The 12592-nt window shown below is 61.0% G+C and carries 15 protein-coding genes; 10 read left to right on the top strand and 5 right to left on the bottom strand.

All coding sequences use genetic code 11. The features are described 5' to 3' along the window. Nucleotides 1-47: 47 nt before the first annotated feature. A complete protein-coding gene (locus GR198_RS14980; RefSeq protein ID WP_003541227.1) occupies nucleotides 48-512 on the bottom strand; it encodes an Lrp/AsnC family transcriptional regulator in 465 nt (154 codons plus the stop codon). Between the two features lie 158 nt (nucleotides 513-670). On the opposite strand from GR198_RS14980, the gene GR198_RS14985 reads away from it, so the two are divergent. The 5 genes from GR198_RS14985 to GR198_RS15005 all read left to right on the top strand — a co-directional run bounded on the left by GR198_RS14985 (nucleotide 671) and on the right by GR198_RS15005 (nucleotide 4905). Beyond that, complete coding sequence (locus tag GR198_RS14985; RefSeq protein ID WP_029870341.1) at nucleotides 671-1390, top strand: aspartate/glutamate racemase family protein; 720 nt, start codon at nucleotides 671-673, stop codon at nucleotides 1388-1390. Between the two features lie 228 nt (nucleotides 1391-1618). Next, a complete protein-coding gene (locus GR198_RS14990) occupies nucleotides 1619-2536 on the top strand; it encodes a bifunctional helix-turn-helix transcriptional regulator/GNAT family N-acetyltransferase (RefSeq protein ID WP_164069164.1) in 918 nt (305 codons plus the stop codon). 61 nt (nucleotides 2537-2597) lie between these two features. After that, nucleotides 2598-3221 (top strand): TetR/AcrR family transcriptional regulator, encoded by a 624-nt coding sequence (locus GR198_RS14995; RefSeq protein WP_029870339.1) that lies wholly within the window; start codon nucleotides 2598-2600, stop codon nucleotides 3219-3221. Nucleotides 3222-3331: 110 nt separating this feature from the next. Continuing rightward, nucleotides 3332-4540 (top strand): MFS transporter, encoded by a 1209-nt coding sequence (locus GR198_RS15000; RefSeq protein WP_012758201.1) that lies wholly within the window; start codon nucleotides 3332-3334, stop codon nucleotides 4538-4540. Between the two features lie 131 nt (nucleotides 4541-4671). Then, nucleotides 4672-4905: a DUF6429 family protein gene (locus tag GR198_RS15005; RefSeq protein WP_164025734.1), complete on the top strand. Its 234-nt coding sequence runs from the start codon at nucleotides 4672-4674 to the stop codon at nucleotides 4903-4905. A 48-nt stretch (nucleotides 4906-4953) separates the two neighbouring features. Here GR198_RS15005 and GR198_RS15010 read toward each other — a convergent pair whose 3' ends face one another. After that, nucleotides 4954-5370, bottom strand: a complete 417-nt coding sequence (locus GR198_RS15010) for a winged helix-turn-helix transcriptional regulator (RefSeq protein WP_164069165.1) — start codon at nucleotides 5368-5370, stop codon at nucleotides 4954-4956. A gap of 137 nt (nucleotides 5371-5507) precedes the next feature. On the opposite strand from GR198_RS15010, the gene GR198_RS15015 reads away from it, so the two are divergent. Continuing rightward, complete coding sequence (locus tag GR198_RS15015; protein WP_128406265.1) at nucleotides 5508-6395, top strand: SDR family oxidoreductase; 888 nt, start codon at nucleotides 5508-5510, stop codon at nucleotides 6393-6395. Between the two features lie 61 nt (nucleotides 6396-6456). Here GR198_RS15015 and GR198_RS15020 read toward each other — a convergent pair whose 3' ends face one another. After that, nucleotides 6457-7209, bottom strand: a complete 753-nt coding sequence (locus GR198_RS15020; RefSeq protein ID WP_128406264.1) for a pyridoxine 5'-phosphate synthase — start codon at nucleotides 7207-7209, stop codon at nucleotides 6457-6459. A 450-nt stretch (nucleotides 7210-7659) separates the two neighbouring features. On the opposite strand from GR198_RS15020, the gene GR198_RS15025 reads away from it, so the two are divergent. After that, nucleotides 7660-8352, top strand: a complete 693-nt coding sequence (locus tag GR198_RS15025) for a MerR family transcriptional regulator (RefSeq protein WP_128406263.1) — start codon at nucleotides 7660-7662, stop codon at nucleotides 8350-8352. A 190-nt stretch (nucleotides 8353-8542) separates the two neighbouring features. On the opposite strand, the gene GR198_RS15030 is transcribed toward GR198_RS15025, so the two are convergent. Both GR198_RS15030 and GR198_RS15035 read right to left on the bottom strand, forming a co-directional pair. Next, on the bottom strand, nucleotides 8543-9670 hold the full coding sequence (locus GR198_RS15030; RefSeq protein WP_003560862.1) for an ATP-dependent DNA helicase: 1128 nt from the start codon (nucleotides 9668-9670) through the stop codon (nucleotides 8543-8545). Nucleotides 9671-9743: 73 nt separating this feature from the next. Continuing rightward, complete coding sequence (locus GR198_RS15035; RefSeq protein ID WP_131644810.1) at nucleotides 9744-10667, bottom strand: LysR family transcriptional regulator; 924 nt, start codon at nucleotides 10665-10667, stop codon at nucleotides 9744-9746. Nucleotides 10668-10798: 131 nt separating this feature from the next. Here GR198_RS15035 and GR198_RS15040 point away from each other — a divergent pair, with 131 nt between their 5' ends. The 3 genes from GR198_RS15040 to GR198_RS15050 all read left to right on the top strand — a co-directional run bounded on the left by GR198_RS15040 (nucleotide 10799) and on the right by GR198_RS15050 (nucleotide 12587). Next, nucleotides 10799-11278 (top strand): carboxymuconolactone decarboxylase family protein, encoded by a 480-nt coding sequence (locus tag GR198_RS15040; protein ID WP_012758208.1) that lies wholly within the window; start codon nucleotides 10799-10801, stop codon nucleotides 11276-11278. Nucleotides 11279-11346: 68 nt separating this feature from the next. After that, entirely contained in the window at nucleotides 11347-12102 is a 756-nt protein-coding gene (locus tag GR198_RS15045) for an SDR family oxidoreductase (RefSeq protein ID WP_164069166.1), read from the top strand. A 68-nt stretch (nucleotides 12103-12170) separates the two neighbouring features. Then, nucleotides 12171-12587: a cupin domain-containing protein gene (locus GR198_RS15050; protein ID WP_029870331.1), complete on the top strand. Its 417-nt coding sequence runs from the start codon at nucleotides 12171-12173 to the stop codon at nucleotides 12585-12587. Nucleotides 12588-12592 lie beyond the last annotated feature (5 nt).

Below are 12592 nucleotides of genomic sequence, written 5' to 3' on the forward strand. Positions count from 1 at the left end.
CTGCCGTTTCGGCATAGCTCCCCTGCATCCCGGTCGGTGGAGCTGGCTCAATCGGCATACCCAACGGGAATTGCCGTGCCGCCTTTCAGAAGTTCCATCGAGATCGAGGCCGAGACGTCGAAGAGTTCGATCTTGCGCACGATCTGCTTGTAGATCACATCGTAATGCTCGACGCGCGGCAGCACGATCTTCAGGATATAATCGTGGTTGCCGGTCAGCCGGTGCGCTTCGACGATCTCCGGAATGTCGCTGATGATCCGGCGGAAGGTCTCCGTCCATTCGTCGGAATGGTGCGCCGTCTTGACCAGCGCGAAGACAGTTGTCGGCACGCCCATTTTTTCCCGGTCGAGCACGACGATGCGCCGGGCGATATGGCCGCTCTCCTCAAGCCGCTGGATACGCCGCGAGCAGGCCGATATCGAAAGTGCCACGCGCTCGGCAAGATCGGTCACGGATATGCCCGCATCCTTTTGCAGCATGTCCAGAATGCGTCTGTCGCGATCATCAAGCATGTGTCGAACATACACCTCTCGCGTCCTTTTTGCAGGATTTCATAAAATGACGCAAAATCCTATCACATATATGACGCGAGAGACAAACAAAGCAAACACGTCGCGTCGGGATTGCGGCATCATTTTCTAAAGTTCAGAAGCATGGAGAGCATGAAGAAATGGAAACGATCGGCCTTATCGGCGGCATGAGTTTCGAAAGTTCGGCGGTCTATTACCGTGTCGTCAACGAGATGGTGCGTGACCGCAAGGGTGGCCTCGCCTCGGCCGAACTCATCCTGCATTCTGTCAATTTCGAGGAGATCGTCGCGCTTCAGAAGGCCGGCGACTGGGATATGGCCGCCCGTCGCCTCGCCGACGTGGCTCTGCGCCTGCAGATCGCCGGCGCCGGCTGCATCCTGATCTGCACCAACACCATGCATCTGATCGCCGACAAGGTCGCGGAGAAGATCTCCGTGCCGCTGATCCACATTATCGACGAGACGGCGAAATCGCTGCATGCGGCCGGCCGCAAGCGCCCGCTGCTGCTTGCTACCCGCTACACGATGGAGCACGGCTTCTACAGCGACCGCATGAAGAGCCTTGGTGTTGATATCATGGTGCCTGATGCGAGCGACCGCACGACGGTGCACGACATCATCTTCAACGAACTCTGCGCCGGCAAGGTGCTCGACAGTTCTCGCGACAAACTCATGGCGGTGATTGCACGCGCCGTTGATAACGGCGCCGACAGCATCATCCTCGGCTGCACCGAGATCTGCCTGATCCTCGACCCCGACCATTTGCCGCTGCCGGGCTTCGACACCACAGCGATCCATGCGCGGGCAGCGGTCGATTTCGCGCTTGGAATGGACGAGGCAGCAGAAGAAGAAGCCGCCTGATATTGCCGTGTTAGTTGACTCAGTCCACTAAATACAGGACAAGATCTCCATCTGGAGATCTTTGCCGGACTGCTGACAAAGTCGGCCAACTCCTCTTTCGTCATGCTCGGGCTTGTCCCGAGCATCTGCAACCAGTGCAGCAGATCCTCGGCACAAGGCCGAGGATGACGCCGAGTGAAGAGCACGGTTCGTCAGCAGTCTAACCAGAATCTCCATTTGGAGATCATCATGTCTAACCTATCGCTCATCGAAACCGCCCGCGATTTCAACCGCTTCTATACGAACTTCCTCGGCCTGCTGAACAAGGCCTATCTCGACACGCCCTTCACGCTGACCGATGCCCGCATCCTCTTCGAGATCGGCTCGCATGAGGGCATCAGCGCTGTAGCACTTGTCCGCGACCTGCATCTCGACCCGGCCTATCTCAGCCGCATCCTCAAGCGTTTCCGCGCCGAAGGGATGATCGAAACCAGCCCCGATCCGGCCGACTTGCGCAGCCAGGTCATCATTGTCACCGACGAGGGACGAGAGCAGTTCGAAGAACTCGGCCGGCGCGCCAATGCGCAGATCGCCGCCCGGTTCGACAATCTCGCCAGCGGCGAGCCGGAGGCGGCGGTCTCCGCCATGCAGACGATCCGCGCCCTGCTCGACCCGGCGGCAAAGCCCACACCGGCCATCATCCGCGCCCACCGCGCCGGCGATATCGGCTGGATCGTCCAGAGCCAGGGCCGTTTCTATGCCGAGGAATATGGCTGGGATCTGCGCTTCGAGGCGCTGGTCGCCGAGGTCGCCGGGAAATTCCTCGCCAATTTCGATCCGGCCAAGGAATATTGCTGGATCGCCGAACGCGGCGGCGTCAATGTCGGCTCCAGCCTCGTCACCAATGGCGGCGACGGCATCTCCAAGCTCCGCCTGCTCTATGTCGACAAATCAGCCCGCGGCCTCGGGCTCGGCAAACTGCTGGTCGACGAATGCATCCGCTTCTCCAGAGAGAAGGGTTATCGCGAACTCTCGCTCTGGACCAACGACATGCTGGAGGCCGCCCGCGCCATCTACGTCAAGACAGGATTCCGCCTTGTCTCCGAGGAGAGACATCGCATGTTCGGCCCCGAGGCGAACGGCCAGAACTGGGTGCTCGATCTCTGAATTTGTTGCGTCGCAGAAATTTCACTTGATTTGGAAACGGTCATTCCCTAATTAGGGCGCCATGACCGACGCCACCCTCACATCCGAAGCAAAGACCCGCAGCCGCGGCCGTCCGCGCGAGTTCGATATGGACGCAGCACTCGATGCGGCGCTGCGCGTCTTTTCCGAACGCGGCTACCACGCCGCCGCCATCAGCGAATTGACCGAAGCAATGGGCCTTGCTTCGGGGAGCATCTACAAGGCATTCAAGGACAAGCGCGGTATCTTCCTCGCTGCTTTCGCCCATTATCGAAAACTCGGCCGACGGCGCCTGGAAGCGATGATCGCGTCTGCAAAGACCGGTCGCGAGAAGGTCTTCGAGATGGTGATGTATTATACCGAGCTCTCCTATGGCGAGGCCGGCCGCAAAGGCTGTCTCGTCGTTGGCGGCGCTAACGACTTCGCCCTGCTTGACGAGGAAGCCGCGGCCCACGTCGTGACTGCCTTTGCCGCGGACGAAAAGCTGATGGCCGATCTTATCCGCATCGGCCAGGCAGACGGCACCATTCCGAAGACGGTAGACCCGGATGCCGCCGCCCTCGCCTTCCTCTGCTTTACCAAGGGCCTACGCGTCATCGGCAAAACAGGACGCAGCAGGGGAGAGATGCTGTCCGCGGCCGAGGCCGCGATGAAGCTCGTAACCTGAAAAGTCCGCACCGTGGACGAGAGAAATACCGGCATTCGGTCAAGGATCGGGTAGCCGCAGCCAGCTTTTTTGCATTCAATTCTTTCAATCTTTGAATACCGGAGTTTCCGATGAGCATTTCAGCCACCACGCCGGATGAGGCCATTCCCCGGGCGCTATCCCCCTGGCTCACCTTCCTTTTCGCCGCCGCCTGCGGGCTGGTGGCCGCCAATCTCTATTACGGCCAGCCGCTCGCCGGCCCGATCAGTGCCGATCTCGGCTTCACGCCTGCAGCCACCGGCCTGATAGTCACGTTAACGCAGATCGGCTACGGCCTCGGCCTGCTGCTGATCGTGCCGCTCGGCGATCTCACCGAAAACCGCCGTCTGGTGCTGATGCTGATCGCCGTCTCCGCCGTTGCGCTCATCGGCGCGGCGCTGTCCTCGACGCCCACTACCTTCCTCGTCGCCTCGCTCTCTATCGGTCTTTCATCGGTCGCAGTTCAGGTCCTGGTTCCCTTTGCCGCCAACATGGCGCCGGATGCCACCCGTGGCCAGGTCGTCGGCAACGTCATGAGCGGCCTGCTCTGCGGCATCATGCTGGCGCGCCCCTTCGCAAGCTTCGTCGCCGAAGCCTCTTCCTGGCATGTGGTCTACTACGTCACTGCTGGCGTCATGCTCGTGCTCGCCGTCGTGCTCCGCGCCAACCTGCCGGTCCGCCGGCCGACGACCCGGCTACGCTACGGCGAACTGCTCGCTTCCATGGGCCACCTGGCACTGACCTCGCGGGTGCTGCAGCGCCGGGCGCTCTATCAGGCCGGCATGTTCGGTGCCTTCAGCCTGTTCTGGACGACGACGCCTCTGCTGCTCGCAAGTCCCGCCTTCGGCCTCACACAGAACGGCATTGCCCTCTTCGCCCTCGCAGGTGCTGCCGGCGCCATCGCCTCGCCGATTGCCGGCCGGCTTGCCGATCGCGGTATGACGAAGATCGCCTCGACGCTTGCCATGCTGCTCGGCATGGCTGCCTTCCTGATTGGCCATTTCGCCGGCGACGGCTCGCTTGGCGCTTTGCTGCTCTTGACGGCAGCGGCGATCCTTCTCGATTTCGGCGTGACCACCAATCTCGTCTGCGGCCAGCGCGCCATCTATGCGCTAAACCCGGAACACCGCAGCCGGCTCAACGGCCTCTTCATGGCAACCTTCTTTGCCGGCGGCGCGCTGGGCTCAGCACTCGGCGGCTGGGCCTACGCAACCGGCGGCTGGACGATGACGGCCTGGATCGGCTTCTGCTTCCCGGCGCTGGCCTTCCTGCTGTTCCTGACGGAAGGACGCGGCAAGTAAGGCGCCATCAATCCAGGATCGAACATCTAAAATCTTGACAGAGCCAACTTATAGATGCCCACATCCAGGAAGCAGCGTATGCATCCTTTTGAGAGCTGCGGAAGTTTCGCCTTTTTGCATGGGATTCCGACATGGAGATAGACGAAGAGAAAATCGACGATGCTGTGCTCGCATTGTTATGGCTGACGCTGCATGACGGAGACCGTGCCTGGAAGGGTTTTGACTGGAGCGTGATGGACCGTTTGCATCAGAAGGGTCTGATTGCAAATCCCGCAGGCAAGGCCAAGTCTGTCGTTCTGAGCGACGAAGGTTTGCGAAGATCGGAGGAATTGTTCCGCGCTCTGTTCATGCGGCCAACCAAATAATCGCTGTTTCCGTTTCCGGAAACGCCAAATTCGCTTTTATCAACGGTACTAGCCGCTGACGGAATCGAAATGTGAACGGGCGGCGCGAACGGCATCATGGTTCGCTTCTGCCCAGTTCAGAAGCTGCGACAGCGGCTGGTAGAGCGAACGTCCAAGTTCGGTCATCGAATATTCAACGCTCGGCGGCTTGGTCGGGAAGACCTCGCGGTCGATATAACCATCCCTCTGCAGGTCGCGCAGCGTCTGCGTCAGCATGCGCTGCGAAATATCAGGGATCATCCGCCGCAGCTCGCCGAAGCGATAAGGCCGATCCGCCAGCACCTCGAGCAGCAGCGTCGACCATTTGCCGCCGATCTGCTGCATCATGTCCCTGACCGGGCAATTGCCGAAATCCAGGCCGGCGAGATCGATCTCGCGCCGCGCCCCCGGCATCCTGTTCTTCAGACTGACGACCGCGCCACTCATCTGCTGGTTCCCTTTTGGTAACGTAGAGCCGAAAAACTGCCTCCTTTACATCGCCAAGTCAATTCCTATTCTAGCGTTACTCTCTTTTTGAGACCACCGGCACAACACAGCCAGCACAACACAGAAGGAAACGACGTATGAGCGAAATCATCCTGGTCACCGGCGCTGCTGGGCAGCTCGGCCGGCGTGTCATCCATCACCTCATCGAGACCTACAAGGTCGCCCCCGGCAACATCGTGGCGGCGACGCGCAGCCCCGAAAAGCTCTCCGAACTCGAAAACAAGGGCGTCGTCACCCGCAAGGCCGATTTCGATGACGCGGCAGGCCTGGAGAAGGCTTTCGCCGGCGTCGACCGGCTGCTGATCATCAGCACCGATGCGCTGGACACTCCCGGCAAGCGCCTAGCCCAGCACAAGGGCGCCGTTGCAGCGGCCGTCAAGGCAGGCGTCAAGCACATCGCCTACACCTCGATGCCAGCGCCCGACAATTCGCTCGTCACCTTCGCACCCGATCATCTCGGCAGCGAAAATGCCATCAAGGCAAGCGGCATCGCCCATACGATCATCCGCGACGCCTGGTATCACGACAATTACCTGCACGGCATGCCGCACAACCTGCAGGGCGGCAAATGGTACAGCGCCACGGGCGACGGCAAGATCTCGACCATCTCGCGTGACGACTGCGCGCTGGCGATCGCCGCAGCCCTTGCCTCCGGCACATCCGAGAGCGCCACCTATACGGTGACCGGCACCCAGTCGCTGAACAGCCGGCAGATTGCCGCCATCGTTTCCGACGTCGCCGGCAAGCCGCTCGAAGTGATCGACGTCACCGACGAGCAGCTCGGCCAGGGCATGCGCGGCGCCGGCCTTCCCGGTTTCGTCGCCGACATGCTGGTTTCTGCCGACGCCAACACCCGCGCCGGCAAGTTCGACATCGTCACCGAAGACTTCACCAAGCTGACCGGCAAACAGCCGCAGCCGCTGAAGGATTTCTTCGTCGAACACAAGGCGACCCTGACCGCCTGAGGCGGGATAAGGCCGTCTGGAAAGCTCGCCTCGCACATGAGGGGCGGGCTTTCTTCAAAGATCAGGTCGTCTGCCCGCAAGCCCGGCAGAAGCGCCGCACCGTTTCCGCCATGCCGTATTCCAGCGCATCGGCGGTCAGCCCGTGACCGATCGAGACCTCGGCAAGCCGGGGAATGCGCTTCACCAGATCAGGCAGGTTTTCGACCGTCAGGTCATGGCCGGCATTGACGGAGAGGCCGATTGCAAGGGCCGCATCCGCCGTCCGACCGAGCGCTTCGAGGATCGGGGCCGCCCGTTCCGGCGCGTCGAAGCAACCGCCATAGGGGCCGGTATAGAGCTCGATTCGATCGGCGCCGACCGCCTTGGCGATCTCAACCGCCTGTGCGTCCCCGTCACCGTCGGCAAACAGCGACACCCGGCATCCCATCGTCTTCAGCCGCGCGACGGTATCGGTCAGGAACGCCTGATGCTTGCGGAAATCCCAGCCGTGATCGGAGGTCGCCTGCGCGGGATCGTCGGGCACCAGCGTCACCTGCTCGGGCGCTGCCCCGGCGCAGAGTTCGAAGAATTCCTCTGTGGGATAACCCTCGATATTGAACTCGGCTTTCGGGAATTCGTCGTCGATCAGGTTGCGGATGACAGGCAGGTCGGAGAAGCGGATATGGCGCTGGTCGGGGCGCGGATGCACGGTCAAGCCGCTCGCACCGGATTTTAGCGCGATACGCCCGAGCGCTTCGACGCTCGGCCAGGGCAGGTCGCGCCGGTTGCGCAGCATGGCGACGGCGTTGAGGTTCACGGAGAGCTTGGCGGGCATGGCGAGATCCATCGGTCACGGAAATGGGAGGCCTGCTTTTAAGCCAAGTGCTCCGCGATGGCCAACGAGATTCACAAATGGATGCGATGCCAATCGCTGATGGGCGCCGAAATTACGCTGAGCATTTGCCGCACGCGTACCGCAGATAGTAAATCCCGTCACCTTTGAAGAGGACCGCGAGATCCCGCAGTGCAGCACATGTTTTTGTGCAACACACCCAAGAACCCGGCAAAATATGCCGGCAAAGTTGCTATCCCATTTAAAAGAGATTATTTTTAGCACTTATAAAAAAGATCGTTCACGCATAACGTGGAGATCGTATCGCGTAGTGTACGCCGCGTACTGCTTCTTTCCCAATGAGAAGAACGCCTAGAGGAAACCCCACTCGCCGCGCATGGGAAGCAACTGGCAAAACCGCATGAGGTGCAACAACATGCCCCAGGAGGGTTCATGCCAGACGGTTCCAAACGCCTGTTTGCCACCGCCGGTATCGCTTCGGAGGCCCGGTCGAAATACCGGTTCCTGCCTTCGGCCGCGCTACCGCCGGATCTACCTGATGGTCCGGTGCCCATTGCCGACATGGCAAACGCATTCGGCGTCACGCACAGGACACTGCATTTCTATGAAGAGAAAGGGTTGATTTCAGCCAACCGCATCGGCCTGATGCGGGTCTACGGCCAGGACGACGTGATGCGCATGGCCGTCATTACAGTCTGCCGCGAAACCGGCATGCCGATCGCCGTCATCCAGGAACTGATGGACGAACTCCGCAATGCCGATTCGCAGGAAACGGCCGAGGCGATGTTCCGCGAGGCCCTGCAGGTGCGCAAGCGCGAACTGACGGCTGAGATGTCGACCCTGCACCGCCAACTCCAGCAGGTCGGCGACCTCCTGGATTTCGACGGCAGCGTCGAGGCGCCGCCGCTGAACGACAATCAGGACAGTGCAAGCCTGACCGCACAGGAGCGGCGTTGCCTGGAACTGATGGCCGAGGGTTATTCCACCCAGCGCATCGCCCGGGCGCTCGACCTGAAACATGACGAAACCCGTGACCTGGAGGCCGGAATCATCCTGAAATTCCGCGCCAACAACCGCTTCCAGGCCATCGCCAAGGCAGTTCTGCTCGGTATCGTGCAGGCTTAAAGCATGTCGCGCAAAAGTGTGCAGCGGTTTTGCGATAACGACATGCGTAAAAACAAAGACTTAAAGCGCAGGGAGCGAATCTGAAAGATCGCGACGCGCTTTAGTACCATCCGCCTAAGATACGGCCGCCACCGTTTCTTCCTCGCCAGTCCAGATCGGGAATGCCACCTGGTCGCGGGTGCGACTGGAATTAGCGCACGATCGTCAGCGTCTCCGCCGCCCGCGTGATCGCGGTATAGAGCCAGCGTTCCCGCGTATCGCGAAACGCCCAGCTCTCGTCGAAGAGCACGACATCGTTCCATTGCGAACCCTGCGCCTTGTGAACGGTCAGCGCGTAGCCGAAGTCGAACTCGTCGTAGCGTTTGCGGGTGTTCCAGGGAATCTCGCCCTCGACATCCTCGAAGGCCTGCTTCAGCAGTTTGATCTTGGCCGCTCCCCGGTCCATGTCGTCATCCTCAGGGCGGACGAGCAGATTGATGCCGGGCTTCGTCGTTTCCTTGGACGAGGTCATCACCTGCCAGAGCGAACCGTTGAGCAAGCCCTTGGCCGGATCGTTCCTGAGGCAGACGAGCTTGTCGCCGGTCTGCGGATAATCGGCATTGAAGCCTTTCAGCTCGCGCAGGCGCTGATTGTAGCGCCGCCGCGTGCGGTTGGTGCCGACGAGCACCTGATCGGCATCGAGCACCAGCTGCTGCGTCACCTCGTTCTTCGAGATCACCTTGGCCGTGCCGTAATCGCCGTACATCACCTCATTGCCTTCGCGCACCTGCATGGCGAGCTTGATGATCGGATTGTCGCGCGCTTGCCGGTGGATATCGGTGAGCAGGTAGTCCGGATCCTGATTGGTGAAGTAGCCGCCGCCTGTGACCGGCGGCAACTGGCCGGGATCGCCGAGCACCAGGATCGGCGTGCCGAAGCTCATCAGATCCTTGCCGAGCGCCTCGTCCACCATCGAGCATTCGTCGACGATGATCAGCGCCGCCTTGGCGACCGGGCTTTGCCGGTTGATCGAAAACATCGGCGCGATCGAGGTCTTGCCCGTTTCCTCGTCTTCCACCGCCTCCTCGCCGCGCGGCCGATAGATCAGCGAATGGATCGTCCGGGCGTTGGAGGCGCCGCGCGAGCGCAGCACCTGCGCCGCCTTGCCGGTGAAGGCGGCAAACAGCACGTCGCCGTCGACATTTTCGGCAAAATGCTTGGCAAGCGTCGTCTTTCCCGTTCCGGCGTAGCCGAACAGGCGAAAGAGCGGCGAGCGCCCTTCCTTCAGCCATTTCGAAACAGCCTTCAGGGCTTCATCTTGTTGCGGCGCAAATTGCATGATCGCAGGACTTGGCAGGATTCGCGGGATTTAGGCAAGGCGGAAAACGGCAAATCGCCCGGCCGGACGATCATCAGTTCCACTGCCGGTCCGCGCCGCTGGCGCACATCGACGGGTCCTGCCCCATAGCCTCGGTGAGAAAATCCAGAACCGTCTTGACGCGCAGCGGCATGTTGCGCCGCGAGGGATAGACGACGGTAACCGGCAGCCGGCTCGGCTGGAAATCCTTCATCACGGGGACCAGCCGGCCGGCGGCGATATCGGGCATCGCGATGATGTGCGAAAGCACCGCAAGACCCGCTCCAGCAAGGGCTGCCCGGTGAATGGCGACGGCATTGCAGGCGGTCAGCCGCGGCGAGATCCGGACCGATATGTCTTCCGAACCGTTCGAGAAGGACCAGGTATTTGCCTCGCCTGCCCTGTTGTAGCACAGGCATTCATGGTCCTTGATCTCCTTCGGTGCGCGGGGAGCCGCCCTGCGTGCGAGATAGGCGGGAGATGCAACGAGGAAGGCGGTCGTCCAGCCGATCCGCCGGCAGACGAGGCTGCTGTCGGCGACCTGGCCCAAGCGCACTTCGAGATCCAGGCGCTCCTCGATCATATCCGAGCCCTGCTCCCTGAAGATGAGTTCGACCGAGAGCTTCGGATGGGCGGCGAGAAGATCGCCGAGCCGCTCGCTGAGATAGAGGCCGAGTGGTGCTGGAACGCTGAGCCTGACCTTTCCCGAGGCCGTGGTTCCGTCAGATCCGGCCGCATCGCCGAGCTCCTCAACCGCTTCGAGAATCCGCAGCGCCATCGGCAGCATCCGCTCCCCCTCTGCCGTCAGCGACAGGCCGCTCGTCGTGCGATGCAGTAGGCGGGTGTTGAAATGGCCCTCGAGGGCTGCAACCTGTCGCGAGACCGCCGGCTGCGTCACTTCGAGATCGTGCGCCGCCGCCGAAAACGAACCCGTCTCCACGACGCGCTGAAAGGTCCGCAATGCCGAAACGATATCCATCCCCTGCCCCTCATACTTTTGCGCATAGGCTTTATGCAGCCAGACTAAGCGAGAATGGCTTTACAGTCCAGCAATTAAGGATATCTTCTATCCATAAGGATATTTAATGTCCTTAATTAAAGGAGAGACACATGACCCAGCGACTGAACTACGCCCAACAGTCCCCCGAGCTTTTCAAGAAATTCATGGAATTCAGCATGGCGCTGAAGAGCAGCGTGATCGACGAGAAGCTGCAGGCCCTCGTCGAGGTCCGCGCTTCGCAGATCAATGGATGCGGCTTTTGCCTGGATATGCATGTGAAGCAGGCCAAGATCCTCGGCGAGACGGAACTGCGGCTCTACCACGTCGCCATCTGGCGGGAATCGAACCTGTTCATCCCCCGCGAGCGTGCAGCCCTTGCCTGGACCGAAGCACTGACGAAGCTTCCCGAGGGCGGCATTCCCGACGAGATTTACGAACGGGTGCGCGGCCAGCTTTCCGAGAAGGAGATCTCGGATCTGACTTTCGTCGTCATGGCGATCAACGCCTGGAACCGTGTCAATGTCGGCTTCAAGACCGTGCCCGGCACGGCCGACAAGGCCTACGGCCTCGATAAGGCTGGCCTGAACTAAACCGCGCAATTCATTGAGAAGATTCACCTTTGACGCTGCCGCACCACGGCAGCGAACGGAGATCCATTATGAAAATCGTTGTCATCGGCGGAACCGGCCTTATCGGTTCGAAGACTGTCGAACGCCTGCGCAAACGCGGCCATGACGTGATTGCCGCCTCGCCGAACTCCGGCGTCAACACGATCACGGGAGAAGGACTGGCGGAGGCGCTCTCGGGCACCGAAGTCGTGCTCGACCTCGCCAATTCGCCGTCCTTCGAGGATAAGGCCGTGCTCGAATTTTTCGAGACCTCGGGCCGCAATCTTCTCGCCGCCGAAAAACTCGCCGGCGTCAAGCACCATATCGCCCTCTCCGTCGTCGGCACCGAGCGTCTGCAGGAAAGCGGCTATTTCCGCGGCAAGCTTGCCCAGGAAAAACTGATCAAGGCATCGGGCATTCCCTACACCATCGTCCATTCGACGCAGTTCATGGAATTCCTCGGTGGCATCGCCCAATCGGGAACGGTCGGCCAGACGGTCCACCTGTCGCCGGCCTATGTGCAGCCGATTGCTTCCGACGACGTGGCGGACGCCATGGCGGAAGTGGCCCTCTCTGCTCCCGCCAACGCGACGCTCGAGATCGCGGGTCCGGAACGGGCGCGCCTCAGCGAGCTCGTCGCCCGCTATCTGAAGGCCATGAAAGACCCGCGCACCACCGAGGCTGATGTCGAGGCGAGATATTTCGGCGCAAGACTGAATGATCAGTCGCTCGTTTCCGACAACAACCCGCGGCTCGGCTCGATTACCTTCGAGCAGTGGTTCGCAAAGTCCATCCAGCCGACATGACTGACGTGCCCTCGAGACGCGACCGCTCGGGCGCGTCTTCCCCCGACCCAGCAACCATGGAGATTCCGATGATCAGAACATTTTTCCTCGCCGCCGCCCTCGCCTTTCCGGCTGCCACCGGCGTCAGCGCCCATGACAGCAGCGAGTCTGCGAAGGTGACACTCGTCTATGAGCACGAGCTTCCGAACGTGCCGGGTAAGAGCATCAAAGGCGTGCTGGTCGAATACGGCCCGGGCGGCTTCTCCGAAGGCCACACCCATCCCGACACCGCCTTCATCTATGCTACCGTGCTCGAAGGAGCGATCCGCAGCCAGGTCAATGACGGCCCGGTCAAGGTCTATCATGCCGGAGAGAGCTTCTCCGAAATGCCGGGCGACCGTCATGGCGTCAGCGCCAACGACAGCGAGACCAAGCCCGCCCGCCTGCTCGCCGTCTTCGTCGTCGACACCAACCAGAAAGAGCTGACCTATCCGCTCAAGAAATGACGATC

Source organism: Rhizobium leguminosarum, assembly GCF_010668065.1.
GTDB classification, from domain to species: domain Bacteria; phylum Pseudomonadota; class Alphaproteobacteria; order Rhizobiales; family Rhizobiaceae; genus Rhizobium; species Rhizobium leguminosarum_S.